The organism is Bradyrhizobium sp. SZCCHNR1017 (assembly GCF_032381375.1).
Classification (GTDB): Bacteria; Pseudomonadota; Alphaproteobacteria; order Rhizobiales; family Xanthobacteraceae; genus Bradyrhizobium.
On the sequence record NZ_JAUHIR010000027.1, the window covers coordinates 33,793 to 58,247 of the forward strand.

Here is a 24,455-nt window from a genome sequence, read left to right on the forward strand (position 1 = left end):
GCGGCGGGCTCGCGCGCCGTGTCGTTAGAGCGTCGGCAACACGGAGAACGCCTCGCCCGGCCGGCGCGGTTTGAGCTGATCGGCCGTCGCCGGGTTTTCCATCACGGCATCGACATGCGCTGCTGGCGGTCCCTCGCGGCAGGCTGCCAACACGGCGGCAACGTCGTCCGAGGGACCCGCGAACAACGCCTCGACACTGCCATCGGTGCGGTTGCGGACCCAGCCTTCGAGGCCGTTCAGGATGGCCTGGTCCTCGACCCAGGCACGATAACCCACTCCCTGGACGCGGCCGCGCACCAAGACGTGGACGATGGCGCGATCGATCATGATCCGAGCCCCAGAAAATCGCGCAGGCGCTTCTTCACATCCGCCTCGCGCATCACGCGTGCCGTCAGTTCGGCCGACGGCAGCCCCTTGAGCTGCTTCGGCGAGGCGTCGTCGCGGAGCGCCTTCAGCGTCTCATACACCGCCTGCGTCGCCGCGGCGATCGGCGCATGGCCCTGTAGCGCGACGCGGACACGGCGCGAGGCGAGATAGCCGAGATCGGACATCTCCTCCGGCGCGCCGCCGAGCACGATCGGCAGCGTCGTCGCCGCCGCGACCGCGTCGAGTTGGTCGCGCGCGGTAATGCCGGTGAAGAACAGGCCGTCGACGCCGCAGGCCTCATACGCCCTGGCCCGCGCGATCGCGTCGTCGAGCGAGGTGATGGAAACGGCGCCCGTCCGTCCCAGGATGACCAGCGCGGGATCGTCGCGGCCATCGAGCGCGGCCTTCACCTTGCCGACCCCTTCGGCAAGCGAGATCAGTTGCGGCTTCGCTTCGCCGAAAGCCTGCGGCAGCAGCGTATCCTCGATGGTGAGACCCGCGGCACCGGCCGCTTCCAGTTCCTGCACCGTGCGGCGCACGTTCATCGCATTGCCGTAGCCATGATCGGCATCGACCAGCACCGGCAGCGCGGCAGCGCGCGACATTCGCCGCATCTGCTCGGCCAACTCCGTCAGCGTGATCAGCGCGATGTCGGGGTCGCCGAGCACGGCGAGCGAAGCAGCCGAGCCGCCGAACATGCCGAGCTCGAAGCCGAGGTCCTCGGCGATCCGGATCGAAATCGCGTCGTATACCGATCCCGGATGGATGCAGCGATCGCCGGCGAGGATCGCACGGAGCGCCTCTCGACGTGCACGGAAAGTCATCCTCGCCTCCTCTCTCCCATCATTGCGAGGAGCCAACGGGTCCGCACAAAGCGCGGCCCGATGACAGGCTCCGCGACCAGGCAATCCGGAGTCGTCTCCCGAGCCCCGGATTGCTTCCGCCTTCGCCTACAGGCTTCGGCGGACAAAGTCGCTTCGTTCGCAACGACGTCGACTTCTGAGCTTACGCAAACTCCAGGATCAGCGCGTCCACCGCGAGCGTAGCGCCGGCTGTCGCGTGGATCTTCTTCACCGTACCGTCCTGCTCGGCGCGCAGCACGTTTTGCATCTTCATGGCTTCGACCACGGCGAGCGTCTCGCCGGCCTTGACCTCCTGCCCTTCGGTCACGGCGATCGAGACCACGAGGCCGGGCATCGGGCACAGGAGCTTCTTGCCGCTATCACCTGCGGTGACGACCGGCATCAGCCGCGCCGCGGTCGCCTCGGCTTCCGTGTAGACGTAGACCGGCGCTTCGACGCCCTGATGCGCGAGCCGCACACCGTTCGCAATGAGGCGCGTCTGAACTGCGATGGCCGCACCATCGATGGTGCCGTGCCAGACCGCATCGCCCGGTTTCCAGTCCGACACCAACTGATGCGCCGGACCGACCTTGCCGTCGGCCCCGACGAAGCGGACCGTGATCGCGCCGTTCTCCCTCGTGATGTCGAGCAGGATCTCGTCACGCCCGAGCCACACCGCGCGGCGGCCCTGTCGCTTCACAGGCCGGCCGATCATCTGCTGCGAGATCTGCCGCTTGCGCTCGCCGAGCACGTGGTCGATCGCAGCACCCACCGCCGCCAGCCGGCGCGCGATCTCGCCTTCCGGCGCACGCGCGGCAAAGCCCTTGGGAAACTCCTCGGCGATGAAGCCGGTCGACAGCCGGCCCTCGCGCCAGCGCGGATGGTTCATCAGCGCCGACAGGAACGGAATGTTGTGGCGGATGCCATCGACATAGAACGCATCGAGCGCGGTCGACTGCGCCTCGATCGCGGCAGCCCGCGACTCCGCATGGGTGACGAGCTTGGCGATCATCGGATCGTAATAGATCGAGATCTCGCCGCCCTCCTGCACGCCGGTGTCGTTGCGCACGGTGATGCCGTCAGCCTTGCTCTCGGCCGGCGGGCGATACTTCACGAGGCGGCCGATCGACGGCAGGAAGCTGCGGAACGGATCTTCCGCATAGACGCGCGATTCCACCGCCCAGCCGGTCAGCGTCACGTCCTTCTGCGCAAGCGAAAGCTTCTCGCCGGCGGCGACGCGGATCATCTGCTCGACGAGATCGATGCCGGTGACGAGCTCGGTCACGGGATGCTCGACCTGCAGGCGGGTGTTCATCTCGAGGAAGTAGAAGCTCTTGTCCTGGCCGGCGACGAACTCGACGGTGCCGGCGGAGTCGTAGTTCACGGCCTTGGCGAGCGCGACCGCCTGCTCGCCCATCTTGCGCCGCGTCTCCTCATCGAGCAGCGGCGACGGCGCCTCCTCGATGACCTTCTGGTTGCGGCGCTGGATCGAGCATTCGCGCTCGCCGAGATAGATCACGTTGCCATGCTTGTCGCCGAGCACCTGGATCTCGATGTGGCGGGGATCGACGATGAACTTCTCGATGAAGACGCGATCGTCGCCGAACGAAGCCTTGGCCTCGGCCTTGGCGAGATTGAAACCCTCGGCGACCTCGGCGGTCGAACGCGCGATGCGCATGCCCTTGCCGCCGCCGCCGGCGGAGGCCTTGATCATCACGGGGTAGCCGATCTCGTCGGCGATGCGCACGGCGTGCTTGTCGTCCTCGATGACGCCGAGGAAGCCGGGCACGGTCGAGACCTTGGCCTTGGCGGCCGCCTTCTTGGATTCGATCTTGTCGCCCATGGCGGCGATGGCGCCGGGATTGGGGCCGATGAAGACAATGCCGGCCTCGGCCAATGCCCGCGGGAAAGCCTCGCGCTCGGACAGGAAGCCGTAGCCCGGATGCACCGCCTCGGCGCCGGTCTTGCGGCAGGCCTCGACGATGCGGTCGATCAGGAGATAGCTCTCGGCGGCGGCGGGCGGGCCGATCAGCACGGCGTCATCGGCCATCTCGACATGAAGCGCATCGCGGTCGGCTTCCGAATAGACCGCAACGGTTCGGATTCCCATGCGGCGGGCGGTCTTGATGACCCGGCAGGCGATCTCGCCGCGGTTCGCGATCAGAATGGTTTTGAACATTTCTTGCTTGATACCTTTGGGCGGGCTCCCCGCTCGTGGCACAGGCGTAACACCGCGAGCTTGACCGGTTCGTCTATACCAAAATCGCCCGCGCGCAACCCGCCTCGCGTTCCGCCCCTGCCGTCCGGCGAGGCATGCCAGCCGTGTCCCCTGCCGTCAGCCGGAATAGCTGTGGAAACGTCCGCGGGCATAGGCGTGCGACACCGCCTTCATCAGCTCGCCGACCTCGGTCTCGAGGAAATCGTTCGCAACGATCAGGGCACGAATGGCCGCCCGCGGATCGCCTTCGCAGGCAGCGATGGCCTCGTCCACGGCGGCCTCCAGCGCGAGGTCTTCGCCGTCCGCGGCTTGAGCATCGGTCTTGGATTGCGATCTGGGCTGCATGCGCGATGACGGTCCTCGCTCCGGTCACGCCTTCATGTTCACTTTATGTTCTCAAGAGTCAAGGCGGATCACGCGGCCCCGATCTCTTCCTGCTGCGGCTCGGCCTGTGGCTTTTCGGGAGCCAGAGCGACAGACTCTTGCTGTGCACCCTGCCGCACCAGGCGGTGGATGAAGCCCAGCTTGCCGATGACCGGCGGCGTCAGGATGAAAGGATAGAGATCCCGCGCGCCCATCGCTCGCGCGACGCTGTTCATCGCAAAGGTGAACGGCAGCCAGGCGTTGACGATGGTGTCGAAGTCCTCCGCGACGTACGGATCGAAGGTGACACGCGCCGTCAGCCCGCCGATCTGGTCGGCGGGCGGATCGATCTCGATACCGAACTCGGAGGCCATCTCCAGCGTATCGACGATGTGGAGGTAGTGCGCCCAGGTCTCGGCAAAATCCTCCCACGGATGTGTGGTGGCGTAGGCCGAAACGAAATTGTCCTGCCAGTCCACCGGCGGCCCCTGCTCGTAATGCCGCCTCAGCGCCGCGCCGTAGTCCTGGGTATCGTCGCCGAACATGGCCCGGCATTCCTCGAGCCTGCCGGCATCGCGCACCAGCACGTCCCAGAAGTAGTGCCCGACCTCGTGGCGAAAATGACCGAGCAAGGTCCGGTACGGCTCGCCCATTTCGAGCCGGCGCCGCTCGCGCTCGAAATCGTCGGCCTCGGCCAGAGCGATGGTGATGAGGCCGTTGTCGTGGCCGGTCAGGACCTTCTGTTGGCCCGCGGGGTCATCGGCAAGGAAGTTGAAGATCAACCCGTGCCCGGGATCCTCGATCCGTGTCTTCACAGGGAGTTTCCAGCGGATCAGCGAATAGAACAGCCGGTGCTTGGCCACCTCCAGCTCTCGCCATCCGGCGAGTTGCGCGGGATCAGACAGATTGGGAATCGTACCGTTGTGCCGGCAGGCGCGGCAGAAGCCCGAAGTCTCGCCGATCTCGAGCAGCCAGTTGCAGGCGTCGTGCTCGGCATTGGCGCAGAAGAAGCGCCCCGTCCCGTGGTCGGCGAGCGTCCGAAAGCCCTCCTCCGCCGGCTCGATCGCCGACAGGATCTGGCGCTCCGGCATGAAGGCGAGGCGGTGGCCGCAGCGCCCGCAGCTGCGATTCTCGAAATACAGGATGTTCTTGCAGGCCTGACAGACGAAGAGCTTCACAGCGTGGACCTTCGTGTTGCGGTGTTCAGGGCCTGACGACGCACGACAGTAACAGTCCGTTCCGGGAGCACGGAACTTTTTATCTGCCCTCACGTTCACGTCATGCCGGCGTTTGCCCGCCATAATCTCTGGTCAGTTTGCTTTCCTTGGTCCCAATGTCGCCACGCTTCCGAACACCCGCGATGGAATGCTCGGGCGACTGCTCGCCACATCAGTGCAGGTCAGCATGAACAGCGCGGATGCGCCCAGAGACGAAGTGAGGCCGGAGGCTGCCGCCGATGCGCTGCGCCAGCATATCGAGGAGATTGCGCGCGATCGCGATGAGGCCTATCGCGCGCTGCAGGAACGCGAGGCGGAGCTCGCGCGCATCCAGCGGATCGCCCGGGTCGGCGGCGTCGAGGTCGACCTGCGCGAAGGCTACCGCAACCGCCGCTCCCCCGAATACCTGATCATTCACGGCCTGCCGCCGGAGGCTGTCCACGAGACTCACGAAGACTGGGTCAGACGCGTGCATCCCGACGACCGCGTCAAGGCCGAGCAGGACTTCATTGCTGCAGTCAAGAGTAAGCAGGAGGACTACACCACCGAATACCGCATCATCCGTCCCAGCGACGGCGAGATCCGCTGGGTCCGCGTCATCGCCCGCATCGAGCGTGACTGGAACGGCCGCGCGATCCGTCTGGTCGGCGCGCATATCGATGTCACCGACCAGATGCTGGCGCAAGCCAAGCTGCGCGAGAGCGAGGAACGCTTCCGGCTGATCGCCGACAGCGCGCCGGTGCCGATCTGGGTGACGAAGCTCGACCGCACCCGCTCCTTCGTCAATCGCGCCTATATCGATTTCCTCGGCATGTCCCCTGACGAGGCGCTGGCCTTCGACTGGCGCAAGGTGCTGCATCCCGAGGACCTTCCGCGCATCCTCGAGCAGCAGCAGTCGGGAGAGCGCTCGCTGAAGCCGTTCTTCCTCGAGGCACGCTACCGGCGCGCCGACGGGGAATGGCGCTGGCTGCGATCGGAATCGCAGCCGCGCTGGGATGCGAACGGCAAACATGTCGGTTTCATCGGCGTCGCTCACGACGTCACGGCCGCCAAGCAGGCCGAGATCGAGCTGCGCCGCATCAACGAGACCCTCGAAGAGCGGATCAGGGAGCGCACCGCCCAGCTCGAGGCCAATGAAGCGCGCATGCGCGCGATCTTCGACACCAGCAATCAGTATCAGGCCATCCTCGACGTCGAGGGCCGCGTGATGCATGCCAACCGCATCGCGGTCGCCGGCATGCGCGCCGGTGAAGTGAACGTCATCGGCCAGCCGCTCTGGGATGCGCCCTGGTTCACCCATACGCCGGGCGTGACCGAGATGCTGCGCAAGGCGTTCGCCCGCGTTCTCGCCGGCGAGAGCTTTCGGACCGAGATGCGGCTCGACTTCGCCAGCGGCCAGCGGCATTTCGAGCTTTCGATGCGGCCGCTGTTCGACCAGCATGATGTCGTGACCGGCGCGGTCGCCGAGGCGATCGACGTGACCGAGCGCATCCAGGGTGAGGAGCTGTTGCGGCAGTCGCAGAAGATGGAGGCGATCGGCCAGCTCACCGGCGGCGTCGCACACGACTTCAACAACCTGCTCACCATCATCCGCTCGGCCACCGACTTCCTGCGCCGCCGCGATCTTCCCGAGGAGCGGCGCCGGCGCTATGTCGATGCGATCTCGGAGACGGTGGAGCGCGCCTCGAAGCTGACCGCGCAGCTCCTGGCCTTCGCGCGGCGACAACCCTTGGCGCCGCAGGTGTTCAATGTTGGCGAGCAGGTCGAGAGCGTCGTGCAACTGATCCGTCCTCTCGTCGGCAGCCGCATCCAGATCGAGCTCGCGGTCACGGACAGCGGGCTGTTCACCCTCGCCGACGTCGCGCAATTCCAGACCGCGCTCATCAATCTCGCCGTCAATGCGCGCGACGCCATGAACGGTGAAGGACATCTGAAGATCGGCGTGCAGCGGACCGAGAGCATCCCGGCCTTGCGTGGCCAGAGCACCCGGCCCGGTGCCTTCATCGCGATTTCGGTCGCCGACACCGGGGGCGGCATCGCGCCTCAACATCTCAACGCAATCTTCGAACCCTTCTTCACCACCAAGGAGGTCGGCAAGGGCACGGGTCTCGGCCTCAGCCAGGCGTTCGGCTTCGCCAAGCAGTCCGAAGGCGACATCGCGGTCGACAGCCGCATCGGCGACGGCGCGACCTTCACGATCTATCTGCCGCAGGCCACGGCTCCGCAATCCGGCACGGAAGCCGGCTCCGCGCGCATCGAGCCGGCGACCATCGGGCGCGGCTACCGCGTGCTCGTGGTCGAGGACAATGACGAGGTGGGGCAGTTCTCGACCGAGCTGCTCGAGGATCTCGGCTATGTGACGCGCCGCGTCGCCAATGCCGCCGATGCGCTGGCAATCCTGGCGAACGACGAATTCGCGGTCGACCTCGTGTTCTCCGACGTCATCATGCCCGGCATCAACGGCCTGGAGCTCGCCGGCATCATCCGCGACCGCTATCCCGGCCTGCCGGTGGTGCTGACATCCGGCTACAGCCACGTGCTCGCGGAGAACGCCCATCACGGCTTCGAGCTGATCAAGAAGCCCTATTCGGTGGAGTCGCTGTCGCGCATCCTGCGCAAGGCGATGGCCGAGAAGGCGCCGCTGCCGCGCTGAGTAGGTAGTGCGCGCTTCGCGCGCCCCGGAATGCCACGTGGACGGAGTGGGTCACACCGAGGGCCCTGCGGAACCAAATGGCGTACACCGCTGTTGCGATGGATCACGCGCAACGAGGCGGCATGGCGGACTTCGATAGCGGCAAGGACCTGGCCCGCGCCGGCCATGCACTCGACACCACCAATTTCTTCCTGGCCGATGTGCGTGACGGGCTCGGCCCTTATCTCGCGATCTATCTCCTGACCGAGCAGAAATGGGACGAGGCCTCGATCGGCGTCGTGATGTCGCTCGCAACGATCGCGGGCATCGTCGCGCAGACGCCCGCCGGCGCGCTGGTCGACGCCACCAGGGCAAAACGGCTGGTCATGATATCAGCCGCGATCGTCGTCACGGCCGCTTCGCTGCTGTTACCTCTCATGACCAGCTTCTGGCCGGTCGCGATCTCGCAGAGCATCGCCTATGCCGCCGGCGTGATCTTCGCGCCGGCGATCGCGGCGGTGTCGCTCGGGATCGTCGGCGCCAAAGCCTTCACCGCGCGGGTCGGCCGCAACGAGACCTTCAACCATGCCGGCAACACGGTCGGCGCCGTCATCGCCGGCGCTGCCGCCTACGCGCTCGGACCGTCGGCGGTGTTCTATCTGATGGCGGTGACGTCGGCCGGTAGCCTCATCAGCGTGCTCGCCATCCCCGAGCGCGCCATCGACCATGACGTCGCGCGCGGACTGGCGCATCAGGCGGAGGGCAATCGCCCGAAGCGGGGCGAGCAGCCCTCGGGCCTCAGCATTCTCCTGACCTGCCGTCCGCTGCTGATCTTCGCGGTCTGCGTCGCGCTGTTTCACCTCGCCAACGCCGCCATGCTGCCGCTGGTCGGCCAGAAGCTGGCGCTGCAGGACAAGAATCTCGGCACCAGCCTGATGTCGGCCTGCATCGCCGCGGCCCAGCTCGTGATGGTACCGATGGCGCTGCTGGTCGGCGTCCGCGCCGACCGCTGGGGCCACAAGCGCTTCTTCCTGACGGCGCTGCTGATCCTGCCGCTGCGCGCGGTGCTCTATACGCTATCGGACGACAAGGCGTGGCTGGTCGGCGTGCAGCTGCTGGACGGCGTCGGCGCCGGCATCTTCGGCGCGATCATGCCGGTGATCGTCGCGGACCTGATGCGCGGCACCGGACGCTTCAACATCGCCCAGGGCGCTGTGATCACAGCGCAGAGCATTGGCGCGGCGCTGTCGACCGCGCTGGCGGGCCTGGTCGTCGTCCATAGCGGCTACAGCGCCGCATTCCTGGTGCTCGGCGCGGCGGCCGCGCTCGCCGTGATCGTATGCTGGCTGCTGCTTCCCGAGACCGGTGGAGCAGAGGCCGCGCACCCGAATGCGGCGCCCTCGCCCGCTATCCCCGCCGAATGATTTGCTCTATCGATCCCTGATCATGTCCCTGCACGATACCTGGCTCGCCTACGCCATCATCATTCCCGCCACCGCTGGCGTCATCATCCGCCCCTTCCGGCTGCCCGAGGCCGTGTGGGCCGTCGCCGGCGCGATCCTGCTGGTCGCGCTCGGCCTGCTGCCTGTCGCTGAAGCGCTCACCGGCATCCGCAAGGGCGTCGACGTCTATCTGTTCCTGATCGGCATGATGCTGATTGCCGAGCTGGCGCGCCGCGAGGGCCTGTTCGACTATCTGGCGGCCTATGCGGTGGAGCATGCGCGCGGCTCGCCGCAGCTCCTGTTCCTGCTGGTCTATGCGGTCGGCACCCTGGTCACCGTGCTGCTCTCCAACGATGCGACCGCGATCGTGCTGACGCCGGCCGTCTATGCCGCCACCCGCGCCGCCGGCGCCTCGCCGCTGCCCTATCTCTACGTCTGCGCCTTCATCGCCAATGCCGCGAGCTTCGTGCTGCCGATCTCCAATCCGGCCAATCTGGTCGTGTTCGGCGAACGCATGCCGCATCTCACCGAATGGCTGCGCCAGTTCACCCTGCCCTCGATGGTCGCGATCGCCCTGACCTATGTCGCGCTGTGGCTGACCCAGCGCCGCGCGCTCCGTGAGGAGACGCTGCGCACCGATGTCGAGAAGCCGCACCTGAGCCGCGAGGGCCGGCTCGCCGCGTTCGGGATCGGCGCCATCGCAGCGGTGCTTCTGACTGCCTCGGCGCTCGACGTGCAACTCGGCCTGCCGACCTTCGTCTGTGGCGTCGTCACGGCGACCGCGATCCTGCTGGTCAGCCGGCAATCGCCTTGGCCGACCATCAAAGGTGTGTCCTGGGGCGTGCTGCCACTGGTCGCCGGCCTGTTCGTGATGGTCGAGGGTCTGAATCGCGCCGGAGCGATCGGCCAGCTCAGCGCCTGGCTGCATCAGGGCGTGGCCGGCTCGCCCGTCGGTACGGCCTGGGCGGCCGGCCTGATCACTGCGGTGGCCGACAACATTGCCAACAATCTTCCGGTGGGACTGGTCGCCGGCTCGGTCGCCGCCAGCGACCACCTGCCGCATGAGGTCATCCGCGCGATTTTGATCGGCGTCGATCTCGGCCCCAACATCTCGGTGACCGGCTCGCTCGCCACCATCCTGTGGCTGACCGCCTTGCGGCGCGAAAAGATCGAAGTGTCCGCCTGGCAGTTTCTCAAGATCGGACTCGTAGCAACGCCGCCAGCGCTGATCGCGGCGCTGGCCGCAGCGATCTGACATCGATGTGATGGCGGTGGGCACGGTGACGAAGGCGGGAGCCCGCCCTACCTCTCCAGGGCACCGTTGAAGAAGTCGACGAGCCCGAATGGTGCGCTGTCGCCGAGGCAGAGCTTGAGGATTTGATGCGCGCCTGCGGCCGCCGACGAGCTGCGCGGGAATAGCGCTGCTTCGTAGATGGCGAGTGCCGCTTCGATGTCGCCGGGGTGGGCAGCGATCGCCTTGCCGAGCTCGGCGCCGTCGAACATCGCCAGGTTCGCGCCCTCGCCCGCCGGCGGCGCCAGGTGCGCGGCATCACCGAGAAGCGTCACCCCAGGCACACGGTCCCACCGATGGTCGTTCGGAAGCGTGTGGATCATGCGCGGGACCGGCGGGGTTTCGCCGTCGGTGATCAGCGCGGTGAGCGCAGGCGCCCATCCGTCGAACTCGGCCGCAATTCGCGCCGTCGCGGCGGCAGCGTCCATGAAGTCGATGCCGGCGATCCACTCGGCGGAGCGGTTCAGCGCGACGTAGGCGTGAAGAACCTGTCCTGCCTCACGGTGCGCGCAGATCCCCTGTCCCGGAGCGAGCGCGAACAATGCGCCGCCGCCGACCGCTTCGGCCGCCGCGGTGTGCCGCTCGTCGGCGTCATGCAGGTAGGTCTCAACGAACGTCGTGCCGACATATTCCGGCTTGGCGGCCGACAGCAGGGGCCGGACCTTCGACCAGGCGCCGTCGGCGCCGACCAGGAGGCTCGTGACCACGCTCGACCCGTCCGCGAATCTCAGTTCATGCCTGTGGTCGCCGAGGGGCACGGCGCCGGTCAGCTTCTTGCCCCACCGGATCGTCTCATCTGGAAGGGAATCGAGAAGAAGTCGCCGCAGATCGCCGCGCAACACCTCGGGGCGTCGACCGTCATCGGCCTGTGCGAGCAGCACCGTGCCATGCGGGTCGAGCACGCGCGAAGCCGCGCCGCCCTCATGGATGATCGCACGGAACGCGTCGATGAGGCCGGCGTCTGCGAGGGCACGTTGCCCGTCGTGCTCGTGAATATCGAGCTGGCCGCCTTGCGTCCGAGCGTCCGCGGACGGCTCCGCCTCATAGATCGTCGCCGGGACGCCGTGGACATGGAGGACGCGTGCGAGCGTGAGGCCACCGAGGCCCGCACCGACGATCGTGACGGGTGTCGTCATCATCTGCCTTTCAATCGACCTGGAACACCGTTCCATAAAAGCGGATTGGAACAACGTTCCAATCATGTCAAGATGATGGTCATGGCGACCAGATCAATACGGACGGAACGGCGCGCGGACGCGCTCTCGAAGGAGAAGATCGTCGAGGCGGCGATCGAGATCCTGGACGCCGGCGGCGAAAGCGCTCTGACCTTCCGCGCGCTCGCGGCTCGGCTGGCAACCGGGAGCGGGGCGATCTACTGGCACGTCGCCAACAAGAGCGACTTGCTCGCAGCGGCCACCGATGACGTCATTGCCCGCGTCACGACCGGTGTCGGCGGCGATGCCGAGCCGCGACAGGCAATCCGTGCCGTTGCGCTCGGGGTGTTCGATGCGATCGACGCCCACCCGTGGGTCGGCGCCCAGCTTTTCCGTGAACCGTGGCGGTCCGCGATGCTGCAGATCGTGGAAAGCGTCGGCGGACGGCTCCAGACGCTCGGTGTCCCCGAAAGAGCCCTGTTCGATGCCGCGTCTGCGCTGGTGAACTACATCCTCGGCGTGGCCGGGCAGAACGCCGCGAACGCCCGCCTGCTGCCGCGCGAGACGGACCGCGCGGCGTTCCTCGGATCGGTCGCCGTGCAATGGGCGCAGCTCGATTCCGCCAAGTACCCGTTCGCCCATCGCGTGGCGACGGACCTGCGCGAGCACGACGACCGCGAGCAGTTTCTTGCCGGCATCGACCTCATCCTGGCCGGGATCGGAACCATCCGATAGGCAGCGACCGACTTGCAGCCCCTGCTTCGTCAGAACGCAGGGAAAGACGCAACCGGTGGGAGAAGATCGAGGTCGGCACCTTGGCAGGCTCCAACCAGCCTCCAAAGGTGCGACTCGTGACGACGCCGCCGGCGCTGGTGGCACGCTGGCGGCGGCGTTGTGGTCACGACGATCGACCTGACGATCAGGCCGCAGCTTCGTAGTTGACCGCGGTCTCAGCGATCTTGGTCAGCGTCTCGTCGGTCTTCCGCTCTTCATTCAGCGTCTGGTCGAGCAGCTTGGCGGCTTTCGGCAGGTTGAGCTTGAGGGCCCAGGCCTTCAGGGTGCCATAGCGCGACATCTCGTAGTGCTCGACCGCCTGCGCTGCAGCAAGAAGGCCGGCGTCGAGCGCCTGTGTCCCCTTGTACTCGTCCATGATCTCCTTGCCCTCGTCGATGATGCCCTCGATCGCATCGCACTTCTTGCCGCGGGCGGGCTTGCCGATCAGCTCGAAAATCTGCTCGAGCCGCTCGATCTGGCCTTCGGTCTCCTCGTGGTGCTTCTCGAACGCCGCCGCCAGCTTCTCCGACTGCGCCGCCTTGGCCATTTTCGGCAGCGTCTTCAGGATCTGCTTCTCGGCGTAGTAGATGTCCTTGAGGGTATCGAGGAAGAGCTCGTTGAGGTCTTTGTCGGCAGGCATGGTGTGCTCCTGTTGATTGTGAGCCGACAACCAGAAAGCCATACCCTAGTTCCTGCCACCGACGAGCCCGCCGCAAGAAAATCCTGTCCTGAGCGCTGCCGGCGGCCTCCGAGCCTCTTGTAACAAAACTGTCACCCGGCAAAACTAAAGCTCTTCCCTGCGGCGAGACGCCGCGATTCCGCCGATTGCCTTCAGGAGTTTTCAATGCGCCGCCCGCTCGTGCTGCTGTGCGCCGGACTGACCTTGCTGTCGTCCGGAGCCGCATTTGCGCAGAACGCCACCCCCCATAATCTCATCCTGTTCATTCCCGACGGCCTGCGTGCGCTCAAGGTGACGCCGGAGACCGCCCCGGCCATGGCCGCCGTCCGCGACAAGGGCGTCAACTTCAAGAATTCGCACTCGCTGTTTCCGACCTTCACGATGGCCAACGGCTCGGCCATGGCGACCGGCCACTATCTCGGCGACACCGGCACATTCTCGAACACGATCTTCACGGGCTACACCTCGGCGCCGGCCGGCGATACCGTCGTGCCCTTCATCGAGAACGACGCCGTGCTCGGCGACATCGACGAGCATTTCAACGGCGACTACCTCAACGAGGACACGATCCTGAAGCTTGCCCGCAAGGCCGGTTATTCGACCGCCGCGATCGGCAAGCTCGGCCCGACCTATCTGTTCGACCACACCGGCTGCCCTTGCAAGCCCGGCGCGACCTCCTCGATCGTGATCGACGACTCCACCGGCAACAAGAATGGCGTGCCGGTGACCGACGAGGTCAAGGACGCCATGACCAAGGCCGGCCTGCCGCTGGCGACGCCGTCGCGCGGCGACAACGGAAAGGCGGGCGACGCCAAGACGCCGGGCACGACCTCGGCCAACGTCGCGCAGCAGGCCTACATGGTCGACGTCGCCACCAAGGCGGTACTGCCGATGTTCAAGGCCCGCAACAAGCCGTTCGTTCTGGTGTTCTGGTCGCGCGACCCGGACGGCAGCCAGCACAATCACGGCGACAGCCTCAACACCATCACGCCGGGCATCAATGGCCCGACCTCGATGGCCGGCATCAGGAATGCCGACGACAATCTGGCGGCGCTGCGCAAGGCGCTCGACGATCTCGGGCTCGCCGCCTCGACCAACATCATGGTCCAGGCCGACCACGGCTTCTCGACCATCTCCAAGGAGAGCAAGACCTCGCCATCGGCCAAGGTCAGCTACGACGACACGCCGAAGGATTTCCTGCCGATGGGCTTCCTGGCGATCGACCTCGCCAAGGCGCTCGACCTGCCGCTGTTCGATCCCAACGACAAGAACGCGGCGGTGCCCGACGGCAAGCACCCGAAGGCCGGCAACGGCGTGCTCGGCAAGGATCCTGCCAAGCCCGACCTCGTCGTCGCCACGAATGGCGGCTCCGACCTGATCTATCTGCCCAACAACGACAGGAAGCTCGCCCGCCGCACCGTCAAGGCGCTGCTGGCGCAGGACTACGTCTCCGGCATCTTCGTCGACGACAAGCTCGGCGAGATTCCCGGCACGCTGCCGCTGTCGCGGATCAACCTGCAGGGCAAGGCGGTGACGCCGCACCCGGCGATCGTGGTCAATTTCCGCTCCTACGTCGCGCCGGACTGCGACCAGCCGTCCAACTGCCAGGTCGAGGTCGCCGACACCGTGCTGCGCCAGGGCCAGGGCATGCATGGCTCGTTCGGCCGCGGCGACACCTACAACTTCATGGCGGCCATCGGACCCGACTTCAAGGCTGGCTTCGTCGATCCCCTGCCCGTCAGCAATGCCGATGTCGGCATCACCGCGGCGAAGCTGCTCGACCTCAAGGTCGCGCCGAAGGGCAAGCTGATCGGCCGCATCATGACCGAGGCGATGCCGAACGGCACAACGCCCAAGGCGACGTCGGACGTCATCAAGTCGGACCCGGCCGCCGGCGGCCTGCGGACCGTGCTGAAGCTGCAGCGCGTCGGCACCCAGCGCTATTTCGACGCTGCTGGCTTCCCCGGCCGCACCGTGGGGCTCGACGACGAGGCGCCGAAGCAGACGGCGGTGATGAGGTAGTCAGACAACGCGAATACATTCCTCCCCGGGCGAGCGGAAGCAAACCCGGGGACGTCGTCCCGCATACTGTTTCGCCTTGCGAGCCACTACTTTCTCCACGTCATTGCGAGCGCAGCGAAGCAATCCAGAGTCCCGCCCACCACTCTGGATTGCTTCGCTGCGCTCGCAATGACGCGTGGAAACATCCCGCTGCTTCACGACCACCTCATCGCGCGACATCGAGCGTCACCTTGACCTCGATCGTCTTGCCGCCGCGGAGCACGCGCAGCACCACCCGATCGCCTGGGTTCTTGTTCTCCAGCGCGCGCGTCATGTCCTCAGGCGACTCCACCGCCTGCCCATCGATCGCCAGCACGACGTCGCCGAGCGCAAAGCCGCCGTCGCGGGTCAGCCGCGCCGGGACCAGCCCGGCCTTGTCGGCCGCGGAATCCTGTTCGACGTCGAGCACGAACACGCCGGACAGGCCGAGACGCGTAGACAGCGCCTCGTTGGCCTTCGGATCGGTGCGGATGCCCAGGCTCGGCGTGACGTAGCGGCCGCTGGCGATCAGGCGCGGCACGATGCGGTTGACCTTGTCGACGGGCACCGCGAAGCCGATGCCGGCGGAGGCGCCCGAGGGGCTGTAGATCGCGGTGTTGACGCCGATCAGCCGCCCCGCGCTGTCGAGCAGCGGCCCGCCGGAATTGCCGGGATTGATCGCGGCATCGGTCTGGATCAGTCCATTCAAGACCCGGTCCTGTGTGACCTGCAGGTTGCGATTGAGCGCCGAGACGATGCCTGTGGTCAGCGTGCTGCTGAGTCCGAAGGGATTGCCGATCGCGAACACCTTCTGCCCGACCTTGAGGTCGGCGCTGGTGCCGATCGGCAGCGGCTTAGGCCGGTCGACGCCGACGCCGATCACCAGCACCGCCAGATCGTTCTCCGGACTGGCGCCGACCAGCGCTGCGCGGAACGAGCGTCCATCGGTCAGGCTGACCAGCGCCTCGGTGGCGCCCTCGATGACGTGATAGTTGGTGACGACGTGACCGAGGTCGTCCCACACGAAACCCGAGCCGGTGCCGGAGCGCTCCTGCTGCGCGTTGCCGGTCCACGGGTTGACCGATTGTTGAACGGTCGTGATGAACACGACCGAGCCGCTGCGGCTCTCGAACAGTGCGATCGTACTCTTCTCGTCGGCGGCGAGATCGCCGCGCGGCGTGATCTCGCGCGGCTTGGCGCGGAGGCCGAGCAGCTCGGCCTGGATCAGCGGAAAGGTCTGCCAGGCCATCATGAGCAGCAGCGCCGTCGCCGCCACCGCGAACAGACGCGCGGCGAAACTCCATCGGCTCATCTTCGACATCTCCGTGTTCGGTCGCATCACCGCCGATTGATTCACCGGCCGGGCGGCGCCATCAAGAGCCGTGATGCGACCGCCGCCGGTCAAAACGAAAAGAGCGCGATGATGTCATCGCGCTCCTCGAACTCGGTCTCGTGGATGAGGCGTGCTGCGCTTACATCCCGATGTCGATCATCGACGGCAGTTGCGCCAGCGGCAGCACGGTGACGCCGACGAGCGTCGCGACCATGGCTCTCAGGACGCGGTTGCCCTGGCGCTTGCCGCGCATCTGCTTGGCGACCCATTCCAGCACGTCGGTGCGGACGCCGCGCGCATTGGCCGGCGCCCAGCTCGCGATGTCGGTCTCGGCGGCCAGCGCGACGCTGCGCGGCGGCACCGGCAGGCCGGATGCGGAGGCGGTGTGATGCGCAATCGCCTTGGCGAGCAGGTCCTCGAACCGGCCGTTATCGTTGCGTTCGGTCGCGGCCTGGTCGATCGCGAACAGGGCCTCGGCTTCGGCACGGCTCACCGGGGCATCGTTCACCGCAGCGGCGGTGAGGATGCGCACGCACCAGGCGACGTCGTCGGCATCGAGCACCCGGGAGAAATGCACGCGTCCCGCGGTGGTCGGACCCTCACCGGTGATCACGCCGTCGCGCACGATGCCGAGCGCGAAAGCAGCGGTCTCACAGGAGGACGGTTCGAGACCATCGATGCCGATGGTTTTTGGTGCAGAGGTAGCCATGTTCTCTTCTCAGTTGCTGTGTTGACCCACCTTGTCGGCGCGCGTCTGAACGAGTGGTTAACGGTTCGAAACGCTGCTGTGGGTTTTTGTATCGGTTGCCGATTTGCCGCAGTGACCTCGATCACGGTTCAATGCCGAGGGCCGTCAGGGGGCGGCGTGTTGCGACCGCCAGATGGCGAAATCTGGGCAACCGGTCGTCTCACGGATGTTTCGTCGCAGCCCGGGAACTCAAAAGAAGTTGTTGGCTCCGTGAGTTCCAGAGAAATCTTTTTCTCTTTCTCGTGAGACAGTTCCCTTGAGGAGCAGTATTTCCTATAGTGTTTAGAAGAATTTATTTCCGCCACTGCAATGAATTGAGGACTGCCATGGCTCTCCAGATCGGCTCCACTGCCCCGGACTTCGAGGCGCAAACCACCGAAGGCAAGATCAAATTCCACGACTGGATCGGCGACAGCTGGGCCCTCTTGTTCTCGCATCCGAAGGATTTCACCCCGGTCTGCACCACCGAGCTCGGCGCGCTGGCGCGCCTGAAACCGGAGTTCGACAAGCGCGGCGTCAAGCTGATGGGCCTGTCGGTCGACCCGGTGGAGAACCACGCCAAGTGGTCCGAGGACATTCGCGAGACGCAGGGTGCCGCGCCGAACTACCCGATGATCGGCGACACCGACTACAACGTCTCCAAGCTCTACGACATGCTGCCGGCGGCGATCTCCGGGGATCCGTCCAAGCGCAGCGCGGCCGACAACCAGACCGTCCGCAACGTCTTCATCATCGGGCCCGACAAGAAGATCAAGCTGATCCTGGTCTACCCGATGACCACCGGGCGCAACTTCCAGGAAATTCTTCGCGTCATCGACTCGCTGCAGCTCACCTCCAAGCATCGCGTCGCCACCCCCGCCGACTGGAAGCAGGGTGAGGACGTCATCATCGCCGGCTCGGTGTCCGACGACGAGGCCAAGACGATCTATCCGAACGGCTGGAAGGCGCCGAAGCCGTATCTGCGCGTGGTGCCGCAGCCGAAGTGACGGCGGCAAACTCAGCCCAGATCATCCCGGGACGCCTCGCAGAGGCGGACCCGGGATCTCGATAGACTGGGCTCGAACTCTGAGCGCTTCGGGCCAACGCCACTTCAGCCCCGTGGCGTCGCCCAGTCCGCGATCAGCAGCCCGAGTGTCGCCGACACCGCAGTGACGAACACGCCCCAGCTGATGTCGACCGCCACCACCGCCCAGGTCCATTGCTTGAGCATCGCCAGCGACGTCAGCTCGAAGGTCGCGTAGCAGAACAGCCCGAACAGCGCGCCGTAGAGCAAGGTCGAGCGCCATGTCGCGTCGGCCGTCCCGCTGACGAAGATCAGCACGCCCACGACATAGAGCAGATAGAACAGCACCGCCGGCACGGGGCGGATCTCGCCCAGCATCTCGCCGACCTGCGACTGGAAGAAGCCCCTGGCGACGACGCTCAGGAACGGGATGTCGAAGCCGAGCAGCACGGCCAGTGTCGCGAAATACAGAACGGCGTACCGGCTCATGCGCGGCTCCTCCCTGGTCCTGCCGATAACGCGGAGCGACGGCAGCCTCCGCCCGGGCCGGGCCGATCAGCCGCGGCGCTTGGCCTTGGCCTTCTTTCCACCCGGCGCCTTCGCCCGCGAGGGTCTGTCTGAATACGTCTGTCCGCCGTGGCTGGACTTGTCGCGATGCTGCTTTTTGTTCGCGAACGCCGGCTGTTGGCCGGGTTTCGCCGGCCCCTCGCGATGCGGCTTGCCGCGCGGCTTGGCGTCCCTGCCCCCGCGCGGCTCATCGTGCTGCAGCGGATGGTAGGCCGTCTCGTCCGCCTCGCGGCGCGGCGGCCGCTTGTCGGCGCGCGGCTTGTCCGGCGACGCCTGCCCCGAGGGCGCGCCCGCCAGCGGCTCGATCCGGATATTGTCCTCCTTGTCGGGACGGCAGATGTTCGCAGTGAAAGCGTCGGCGACGCGCGCGGCGATCTCGAACTCGGTCGTCGTGTCCTGGATCTTGATGGCGCCGATGTCGTGCTTGTCGATGCCGCCGCGGCGGCAGATCATCGGCAGCAGCCAGCGCGCTTCCGCATTCTTCCTGCGCCCGATCGCCGCCCGGAACCAGACGCTCGGCTCGCCCATGCCGTGGCGCGCCGACGGCTTTCCTGTCTTCGTTCGGGGCGCCGGCGGCCGCTCCTCGCCGCGCGCCGGCCTGGCGGTGTCGCGACCGCGATCCTCCCGCGCACGGCCGCGATCCTGGCCCGGATCGAGAATGTCCTCGGGCGACGGCAGCCGCGCGCGATAGAGCCGCGCCAATGCGGCGGCGATGTCCTCGGCCGACCGCTCCGCCAGCAGCGCCTGCGCGAGCGCCAGATCCTCCGCCGTCGTCTCCTCGGTGAACATCTGGTCGTGGAGCATGCGCTCCTGATCGAGCTTGCGGATCTCATCAGCTTGCGGCGCCGCGCCCCACGCGGCCTCGATGCCGGCGAGGTTCAGCAGCGTTTCCGCCCGCCGCCGCCGCGCCGGCGGCACCAGCAGCACGCTCACGCCCTTGCGGCCGGCGCGGCCGGTGCGGCCCGAGCGATGCTGCATCACCTCGGGATCGTTCGGCAGCTCGGCGTGGACCACGAGGTCGAGCTTGGCGAGATCGATGCCGCGTGCTGCGACGTCGGTTGCCACGCACACCCGCGCGCGCCCGTCGCGCAGCGACTGCAGCGCCGTGGTCCGCTCGTTCTGGGTCAGCTCACCCGACAGCGCGACGACGGAAAAACCGCGTTCCAGCAACGCCGCCTGCAGATGGCGCACCTTCTCGCGGGTGTTGCAGAATACGATCGCGCTCGGCGACTCGTAGAAGCGCAGCACGTTGACGACCGCGTGCTCGACATCGTCGGCGGCGATGCGGATGGCGCGGTACTCGATGTCGGCATGCCCGCCTTCGTCGCCCTCGACCTCGATCCGGAACGCGTCGTCCTGATACTGCTTGGCCAGCGCCACGATGCCGCGCGGGAAGGTCGCCGAGAACAGCAGGGTCCGGCGCGTTTCCGGCGTGGTCTCGAGGATGAACTCGAGGTCCTCGCGAAAGCCGAGATTGAGCATCTCGTCGGCCTCGTCGAGCACCACGGCCTTCAATTCCGAGATGTCGAGACGCCCGCGCCGCAGATGGTCGCACAGCCGCCCGGGCGTGCCGACCACGATATGGGCGCCCGCCTCGAGCTCGCGCTGCTCGCGGCGCGGATCCATGCCGCCGACGCAGGAGACGACGCGCGCGCCGGCGTGCTGATAGAGCCATGCGAGCTCGCGCTGCACCTGCAAGGCAAGCTCGCGCGTCGGCGCCACGATCAGCGCCAGCGGCGCGGTCGCCCGCGCAAACCGCTCGGTCTCGCCGAGCAGGTTCTTCGCAAGCGCCAGCCCATAGGCCACGGTCTTGCCCGAGCCGGTCTGCGCCGAAACCAACAGGTCACGGTCGACGGCGTCATGTGCAAGCACGGCGAGCTGTACGGGCGTCGGAGTCTCATAATTGCGCTCGGCCAGGGCGCGGGCGAGCGGCGGATTCGTCGTGGGAAAGGACAAGTGACGGGAAACCTCGTTTCGATCCGGCTGCTTTACGCCATGCCGCGCCGGAACACGAGGGCCGTGAACGGTCAAATGCCGTCCTGCTCAGTGCGCCCAGCCCGCCCGGACGACACCGATGGTCGACGGCCGCGCGGCCGGGAAGGCGAGACGCGCGGCCACTGCCGCGCCAGGTCTCGGCTACTCGTCGCTCCACGGCCAATGCCAGTGATGCCAGCCCCAGTTGCGCGGACCGCTGGCGTCCATGGCCGCCTTCTGCTTGTCATCGAGCGAGTCGTACAGCGCCTGAAACGCCGGGCGGACGATCTTGATCGCCTGCTGCATCGTGTCGAGGCGCTGTTCCGCCAGTGCGAGGCGGTCGGTCGCCTTGACCGGCGGCGTCGCCGGGCAGTCCTTCGTGATCAGCTCCGCGGCCTTGGCCGATGCCGCCTTGAGATCATCGAGCCGCGCCCGCTGCGTGTCGTTCGGCTTGATGGCGGCCTCGATCTGCGACATCCGCCATTCGGCAAATCCGGCCATGCGGGGATTGCACAGGAAGCCGAAGCCCCGACCGCCCATCATCCCCGGCCCCATCATCATGCCGGGGCCCCACCCTGGTCCGCCCGCGCCCGGCTGGGCAACGCCCGGTGCGGCGGTGAGGATCACGATTGCGGCCGCGAAGACCAGCGCGCGTGGATCTAATCGCATGGCAGAACTCCTTGACGTGGCACCGATGAGTTTGCGCAAACTAAGCGCGCGGCGAGCTTTGATGCTTGAGCGAGATCAACGGATCACTGCAGAGCCATGGCGAATTGAGGAGATGACAACGATACGCAGCTATCGCTGGATATGGACATCGGCGGTCGCATCGGGCTGCGGGACGCTGGCGCATATCGGCCTGATGGAGCTCAAGAGCGGGCTTCACCTGTTGCCGCAATTCGATCCCGCCACGGCGCTTCTCGACACGCTCTCGCCCCTGTTCGCCCGAGCGATGCATGATGGGGCGCCGCTGTGGTTGCTCTCGCAGCTCAACGGAGCCTTCCTGATCGGCCTGCTGTTCGGGCGCTTCTTCCACCGCCTGCCCGGCGGCAGCGGTGTCGCCAAAGGCTTCCTGCTCGGGCTCGCCGGCTGGTTGCTGCTCGGAATCGGGTTGTTTCCCGCCATCGGCCTTGGACCGTTCGCAACGTCGCTCGGCCTGGGCGCCGGCCCGGCGCTGTTTTCGCTGGCGATGGTCGAGGCGTATAGCGTCGTGCTGGGCGCCGTGTATGCGGCCCTGCAGAGACCGGATCAGAAGATCGAGCCTGGCCGCGGAGACAGCAATCACGCCTGACCGCCGCCGGGAGGTCGCCCGCCCCATTTCGAAAAGGCCGAATTTTTATCTTTCGTTTTCTCGTAAATCGTGTATGATCCGCGTCGTCCTGCCCCATGCAGAGGGACGTACGCGTCGTCACGAACGTCGGTGCGGGATGCGGTGGCCGCGAACCATGCCGGACGCGCGTTTCGCGCAGACGACCGGCATGATCGCGGACGTGAAGTCGCAGCGTCCTGACACCCCGAAGCTGGTGTCACGTTCGCGACGGCGCTAACGCGCCGCGCGGATCATGGTGGCCAACACGCCCGGCGCACCAGGGAGACTGCGTATAAGCGTGAAGACATCGCGCAGGGAATGCCGGTTGACCGGCTTTGCCTGTGGTACCTGCCGCCTGCATTTTTTTCGCAGGCGGGCCATGGGTGAGGCCTTCACCCGGCATTCCCTGCGCCCTCTCGTTTTGCAGAGGGTAAACAGGCCGCAGAACTCGGGCTCATCGTGCCGCGGGAATGCGAGGTCATGTCTTGAGACGCTTGCGCAGATCTCTGTTGTCGTCCCGGGCACCGTCCGTGATCCAGGGCCTGACGGAGGACGGTCTCGGCTACATCGCGCGCGTGACCGCCCCCTACCTCGTCATCATGATCGGCTTCGTGCTTCTGCTCACGCTGTTTCCGGGCATCGTGACCATCCTGCCACGATTGCGCTACGGGTGAGCAGCCGTGTCAGGCCGCGCGCATGCCGTCGAGGAACTTCTGCACCTCGGCCTTCAGCCGAAGGCTCTCGCCGGACAGCGCCTGGGCCGAGGCGAACATCCGGTTGGAGCTTTCGCCGGTCTCGCCTGCCCCGCGCGCCGCGCTGCGGATGTTCTCGACGACCTCTGCGGTGCCGGTTGCGGCCGAGCGGACGCTCTGGGTGATGTTCTGCGTAGCGGCGCGCTGCTGTTCGACGGCGGCGGAGATCGAGGCGGCGATCCCGTTGATGCGCTCGATGGTCGAGCCGATTGCCTTGATGGCGTCGACCGATTCCTGGGTCACGGTCTGCATGTTGGCGATCTGGCTGGAGATCTCCTCCGTCGCCTTGGCGGTCTGGCCGGCCAGGGTCTTGACCTCCTGAGCGACCACCGCGAAGCCGCGGCCGGCATCGCCAGCACGGGCGGCCTCGATGGTGGCGTTGAGCGCCAGCAGGTTGGTCTGCTCGGCGATCGAGGTGATCAGCTTGACGACGTCGCCGATGCGGTTGCCGGCGTCGGACAGCTCCTTGATGCGCTGGTCGGTCGCGGTCGCCTGGTTGACCGCCTCGGCGGCGATGGCGTTGGACTCCTGCACGCGGCGGATGATCTCGGCGATCGAGCCGGACAGCTCGTCCGAGGCAGCAGCCGCAGTGCGGACGTGCTCGGATGCGGTCTCCGACGCGCCGGCCGAGTGGCCGGACAGGTCGGCGGTGGTCCGCGCCGTCTGGGTGAGCTGGCGCGCCTCGCGCTCGAACTCGCCCGACGAGGTCAAGACGTTCTCGATGATGCCGCCGATGCTGGCCTGGAACGAATCGACGAAACGCTGCAGCTCGGCCTTGCGCTGCTCGACAGCCGCTGCGGCCGCAGCGGTCTGCTCCTCGCGCATCCGGCGCCGCTCGCTCGCGGCACTGCGGAACACGACAAGGCTGCGGGCGATTTCACCGATCTCGTCGCTGCGGTCATCGGACTTGATCGCAACGTCCTCGCGGCCCTCGGCGATGGCGGTGAGCGCGTCGGTCACCGCGGCGAGAGGCTTGGTGACGCGGCGAACCGCCAGCATGGTCAAGCCAAGCACCAGCAGCGCGGCGATCGCAGCGGCGACGACCATGGTCCGCATCGCCTGCGACAGCATGGCGTCGAGCTCGGCCATGGGCACGCCGACATAGAGAATGCCGATCACCTTTCCAGCCGGATTGGTGACAGGAAAATAAGCGGTCATGAACGACTTGCCGAACAGCGTCGCGGGGCCCTTGTAGGCCTCGCCGCGCCGCAGCAGCGCCTGCGCCGGATGATCCGCGGCAAGCTGGGTGCCCACGGCGCGGTCGCCATTCTCCTTCTTCACATTGGTCGAGCGGCGGACGAACTGGCCGCTGTCATCAACCACGAACAGCGTGGCGCTGCCGCCGACATAGGACACCGCGCGATCGACGATCGCGTGATCCTTGATCTCGGGAATCGCCGGAATCTCGATGCGCGTAACGACGCCGTTCTGCACGCTGACTTTCGCGTCGCCGAACGTTTCGGTGAACGTCAGCGCGAAGGTGCGCAGATTGCCTTCGATGTCGCGTTTGGCGCGATCCGTGAAATCGGAAGACAGCGACCAGTACGCCGCGCCGACCACGAGAGCTGTGTTCAGGGCGATCACGACAACGGCGCCGATCAGCGCCTTGGTGCCGAGCTTCAATTTGACGGACACGAGATAAACCTTCCAGGGGAACTGCAACTGAATCTCAAACTGCCCGTAGTTGGTTTCAAAGCGGTTATTTTCCGGAGCGTAGAATACCGGAACTCTCGATAAAGACGGCAATAAGA

General features: G+C 66.6%; 20 protein-coding genes and 1 pseudogene. 8 read left to right on the forward strand and 13 right to left on the reverse strand.

The features are described 5' to 3' along the window. Positions 1-24: 24 nt before the first annotated feature. The 5 genes from QW863_RS34795 to QW863_RS34815 form a co-directional block, all read right to left on the reverse strand. Complete coding sequence (locus QW863_RS34795) at positions 25-327, reverse strand: acylphosphatase (protein WP_315717709.1); 303 nt, start codon at positions 325-327, stop codon at positions 25-27. After that, entirely contained in the window at positions 324-1,190 is an 867-nt protein-coding gene (locus QW863_RS34800; RefSeq protein WP_315717708.1) for an isocitrate lyase/PEP mutase family protein, read from the reverse strand. The genes QW863_RS34795 and QW863_RS34800 overlap by 4 nt, the downstream gene beginning before the upstream one ends. Before the next feature lie 181 nt (positions 1,191-1,371). Next, a complete protein-coding gene (locus QW863_RS34805; protein WP_315717707.1) occupies positions 1,372-3,387 on the reverse strand; it encodes an acetyl/propionyl/methylcrotonyl-CoA carboxylase subunit alpha in 2,016 nt (671 codons plus the stop codon). Positions 3,388-3,543: 156 nt separating this feature from the next. After that, on the reverse strand, positions 3,544-3,771 hold the full coding sequence (locus tag QW863_RS34810; protein WP_315717706.1) for a hypothetical protein: 228 nt from the start codon (positions 3,769-3,771) through the stop codon (positions 3,544-3,546). Positions 3,772-3,839: 68 nt separating this feature from the next. Next, a complete protein-coding gene (locus QW863_RS34815) occupies positions 3,840-4,967 on the reverse strand; it encodes a putative zinc-binding peptidase (RefSeq protein ID WP_315717705.1) in 1,128 nt (375 codons plus the stop codon). 226 nt (positions 4,968-5,193) lie between these two features. On the opposite strand from QW863_RS34815, the gene QW863_RS34820 reads away from it, so the two are divergent. The 3 genes from QW863_RS34820 to QW863_RS34830 all read left to right on the forward strand — a co-directional run bounded on the left by QW863_RS34820 (position 5,194) and on the right by QW863_RS34830 (position 10,335). Beyond that, a complete protein-coding gene (locus QW863_RS34820; RefSeq protein WP_315717704.1) occupies positions 5,194-7,659 on the forward strand; it encodes a PAS domain S-box protein in 2,466 nt (821 codons plus the stop codon). 122 nt (positions 7,660-7,781) lie between these two features. After that, positions 7,782-9,062: an MFS transporter gene (locus tag QW863_RS34825; RefSeq protein WP_315717703.1), complete on the forward strand. Its 1,281-nt coding sequence runs from the start codon at positions 7,782-7,784 to the stop codon at positions 9,060-9,062. Between the two features lie 22 nt (positions 9,063-9,084). Then, positions 9,085-10,335, forward strand: coding sequence for an arsenic transporter (locus QW863_RS34830; RefSeq protein ID WP_315717702.1), 1,251 nt, complete (start codon positions 9,085-9,087; stop codon positions 10,333-10,335). Positions 10,336-10,382: 47 nt separating this feature from the next. Here QW863_RS34830 and QW863_RS34835 read toward each other — a convergent pair whose 3' ends face one another. Further along, the gene (locus QW863_RS34835; RefSeq protein ID WP_315717701.1) at positions 10,383-11,507 is read right to left on the reverse strand and encodes an NAD(P)/FAD-dependent oxidoreductase; all 1,125 of its coding nucleotides are present in this window, start codon (positions 11,505-11,507) and stop codon (positions 10,383-10,385) included. 81 nt (positions 11,508-11,588) lie between these two features. Between QW863_RS34835 and QW863_RS34840 the strand changes: the two genes are divergently transcribed. Continuing rightward, positions 11,589-12,260, forward strand: a complete 672-nt coding sequence (locus tag QW863_RS34840; RefSeq protein WP_315769988.1) for a TetR/AcrR family transcriptional regulator — start codon at positions 11,589-11,591, stop codon at positions 12,258-12,260. 184 nt (positions 12,261-12,444) lie between these two features. On the opposite strand, the gene QW863_RS34845 is transcribed toward QW863_RS34840, so the two are convergent. After that, positions 12,445-12,939, reverse strand: coding sequence for a ferritin-like domain-containing protein (locus tag QW863_RS34845; RefSeq protein WP_315717699.1), 495 nt, complete (start codon positions 12,937-12,939; stop codon positions 12,445-12,447). A gap of 204 nt (positions 12,940-13,143) precedes the next feature. On the opposite strand from QW863_RS34845, the gene QW863_RS34850 reads away from it, so the two are divergent. Next, positions 13,144-15,000 (forward strand): alkaline phosphatase family protein, encoded by a 1,857-nt coding sequence (locus tag QW863_RS34850; RefSeq protein ID WP_315717697.1) that lies wholly within the window; start codon positions 13,144-13,146, stop codon positions 14,998-15,000. A gap of 205 nt (positions 15,001-15,205) precedes the next feature. Here the strand turns inward: QW863_RS34850 and QW863_RS34855 are convergent, their stop codons facing one another. Together QW863_RS34855 and QW863_RS34860 are read right to left on the reverse strand one after the other, a co-directional pair. Continuing rightward, positions 15,206-16,330, reverse strand: a complete 1,125-nt coding sequence (locus tag QW863_RS34855) for a S1C family serine protease (RefSeq protein ID WP_315717696.1) — start codon at positions 16,328-16,330, stop codon at positions 15,206-15,208. 160 nt (positions 16,331-16,490) lie between these two features. Continuing rightward, positions 16,491-17,060, reverse strand: coding sequence for a hypothetical protein (locus QW863_RS34860; RefSeq protein WP_315717695.1), 570 nt, complete (start codon positions 17,058-17,060; stop codon positions 16,491-16,493). A 365-nt stretch (positions 17,061-17,425) separates the two neighbouring features. Here QW863_RS34860 and QW863_RS34865 point away from each other — a divergent pair, with 365 nt between their 5' ends. Beyond that, complete coding sequence (locus tag QW863_RS34865) at positions 17,426-18,085, forward strand: peroxiredoxin (protein ID WP_315717694.1); 660 nt, start codon at positions 17,426-17,428, stop codon at positions 18,083-18,085. A gap of 104 nt (positions 18,086-18,189) precedes the next feature. Here the strand turns inward: QW863_RS34865 and QW863_RS34870 are convergent, their stop codons facing one another. The 3 genes from QW863_RS34870 to QW863_RS34880 form a co-directional block, all read right to left on the reverse strand. Next, positions 18,190-18,591, reverse strand: a complete 402-nt coding sequence (locus QW863_RS34870; protein ID WP_315717693.1) for a DUF2177 family protein — start codon at positions 18,589-18,591, stop codon at positions 18,190-18,192. A 66-nt stretch (positions 18,592-18,657) separates the two neighbouring features. Continuing rightward, positions 18,658-20,625, reverse strand: coding sequence for a DEAD/DEAH box helicase (locus QW863_RS34875; RefSeq protein ID WP_315717692.1), 1,968 nt, complete (start codon positions 20,623-20,625; stop codon positions 18,658-18,660). A 180-nt stretch (positions 20,626-20,805) separates the two neighbouring features. Further along, positions 20,806-21,312, reverse strand: a complete 507-nt coding sequence (locus QW863_RS34880) for a Spy/CpxP family protein refolding chaperone (RefSeq protein ID WP_315717691.1) — start codon at positions 21,310-21,312, stop codon at positions 20,806-20,808. Between QW863_RS34880 and QW863_RS34885 the strand changes: the two genes are divergently transcribed. Both QW863_RS34885 and QW863_RS34890 read left to right on the forward strand, forming a co-directional pair. Continuing rightward, positions 21,311-21,934: a hypothetical protein gene (locus tag QW863_RS34885; protein ID WP_315717690.1), complete on the forward strand. Its 624-nt coding sequence runs from the start codon at positions 21,311-21,313 to the stop codon at positions 21,932-21,934. The two genes, QW863_RS34880 and QW863_RS34885, sit on opposite strands and share 2 nt — an antisense overlap. A 548-nt stretch (positions 21,935-22,482) precedes the next feature. Next, positions 22,483-22,626 (forward strand): annotated as a pseudogene (locus QW863_RS34890) (C4-dicarboxylate ABC transporter permease); the annotation flags it as partial. A 9-nt stretch (positions 22,627-22,635) separates the two neighbouring features. On the opposite strand, the gene QW863_RS34895 reads toward QW863_RS34890, so the two are convergent. Next, on the reverse strand, positions 22,636-24,339 hold the full coding sequence (locus tag QW863_RS34895; protein ID WP_315717688.1) for a methyl-accepting chemotaxis protein: 1,704 nt from the start codon (positions 24,337-24,339) through the stop codon (positions 22,636-22,638). Positions 24,340-24,455: the final 116 nt, after the last annotated feature.